This is a genomic window from Phaeobacter sp. HF9A, from assembly GCF_011806385.1.
Lineage (GTDB): Bacteria > Pseudomonadota > Alphaproteobacteria > Rhodobacterales > Rhodobacteraceae > Epibacterium.
In genome coordinates, this window is record NZ_JAATOX010000236.1 from 1 (window position 1) to 2,001 (window position 2,001).

The window sequence follows — 2,001 nt, forward strand, 5'->3', positions numbered from 1 at the left end:
CGCCAGACGAGCTGCACAAGAGATATACAAATTCGGGACGCCTCTTCTTCTCATGAGTTTTTTGATCAAATTTACTTGCCTCCGTCAGCGTGCCGCGCCAAACTGCCGCGACACAGACAAGGAGCACGCGCATGGATCTCTCTGCGCTTAGAACAATTCGGATCGCCGCCTGCGATCTCAACGGACAGATGCGCGGCAAACGGCTGCCCGCCAGCCAGGCCGCCAAGCTGGGCGAAGGCAGCGCCCGCATGCCCTATTCGGTCCTGAACGTGGACATTTGGGGCTGCGATATCGAGGACAGCCCGCTGGTATTTGAAACCGGCGACGCCGATGGCATTTTGCTGCCCACCGACCGTGGCGCGGTGCCGATGCCCTGGCTCGCCACCCCCTCGGCGCTGATCCCGATGACCATGGTCTATGAAGACGGCCGCCCCTTCCTCGGCGATCCGCGCCAGGTGCTGGCGCATGTGCTGTCGCGCTATTCCGAAAAGGGCTGGACCGTCGCCGCCGCCACCGAGTTGGAGTTCATCCTGATCGACGACAGCGGCAAACACCCGCGTCCGCCCATCGACCCGCTCACCGGTCGCGCGCTGGACCAGCAATCGGTGCTGTCGATCGCCGAACTTGACGCCTATGACGCCTTCTTCACCGACCTCTACGACGGGGCCGAGGCCATGGGCATTCCTGCGCAGGATGCGATTTCCGAGGCAGGTCTGGGCCAGTTCGAAATCAACCTGACCCATCAGGACGCCATGCGTGCCGCGGATGATACGTGGTTATTCAAGGCTTTGGTCAAAGGTGTTGCGCGCAAACACGGCTTTGCCGCGACCTTCATGGCAAAACCCTATACCGAAGAAGCTGGCAACGGCATGCATGTGCATTTCTCGGTTTGCGATGCCGATGGCAACAACATCTTTGACAATGGCGGCCCCGAAGGCACCCCGATGCTGCATGCCGCCGTGGCCGGCTGCCTTCAGGCGATGCCCGACAGCAGCCTGATCTTTGCCCCGCACGGCAATTCCTACACCCGGCTGGTGCCCGGCGCCCATGCGCCGACCTCGGCTGCCTGGGCCTATGAGAACCGCACGGCGGCGATCCGTATTCCCGGCGGCAGCCACAAGGCGCGGCGGATCGAACACCGGGTCTCCGGTGGCGATATCAACCCCTATCTGATGCTGGCGACCGTGCTCGGTGCTGCCCTCATCGGCATGGAAGATGGTCTGACCCCGCCGCCCCCCGCCGCGGGCAACATCTATGAAATCGAAGGCCTGCCACAGCTCGCCGCCGATTGGCAGGAAGCGATCGACCGCTTTGAGCAAAGCCCGCTGATCGCCCGGATCCTGCCGCCGATGGCGATCCGCAACCTGGTGATGACCAAGCGCCAGGAATTGGCCGGCTTTGCGCAAAAGCCCAAGGAAACCCATTGGTACTCCTGGCTGGAAGCGGTATGACGCAAGGCAGCTCGGAGGCCGGGGCCTCCCTTCATTTTGATCATATTCGGTGACCTATGAAAATCGGCATTCTACAAACCGGCCGCGCGCCTGATGAGCTGAAACCCGCCACGGGGGACTATGACGACATGTTCCGTCACCTGCTGGCGGGGCAAGGCTTTGACTTTGACACCTACCCGGTGCTGGAGGGTGTCTTTCCCGACGGGCCCGAGGCTGCGGACGGCTGGCTGATCACCGGCTCCAAATTCGGCGCCTATGAAGATCACGACTGGATCCCGCCGCTGGAGGATCTGATCCGTCAGATCCACGCCCGCAAGATGCCGCTTGTGGGGGTGTGTTTTGGCCATCAGATCATCGCCCAGGCGCTGGGGGGCAAGGTCGAGAAATTCGATGGCGGCTGGAGCGTTGGTCACACCGACTATACGCTTGACGGCACACCGTTGCGGCTGAATGCCTGGCACCAGGATCAGGTGGTCGAGCTGCCCGCCGAGGCACGGGTCATCGGCCAGAATGATTTCTGCGCAAATGCGTTTCTGGCCTACGGCGATCA

Annotated in this window: 2 protein-coding genes; both read left to right on the plus strand. The window is 62.2% G+C overall.

Translation table 11 applies throughout. The features are described from left to right. The first annotated feature begins 131 nt into the window (after positions 1-131). Positions 132-1,451, plus strand: a complete 1,320-nt coding sequence (locus HCZ87_RS20605; RefSeq protein WP_167646984.1) for a glutamine synthetase family protein — start codon at positions 132-134, stop codon at positions 1,449-1,451. Positions 1,452-1,507: 56 nt separating this feature from the next. Beyond that, a partial coding sequence (locus HCZ87_RS20610; RefSeq protein WP_167646986.1) for a type 1 glutamine amidotransferase occupies positions 1,508-2,001 on the plus strand: 494 nt, incomplete at its 3' end.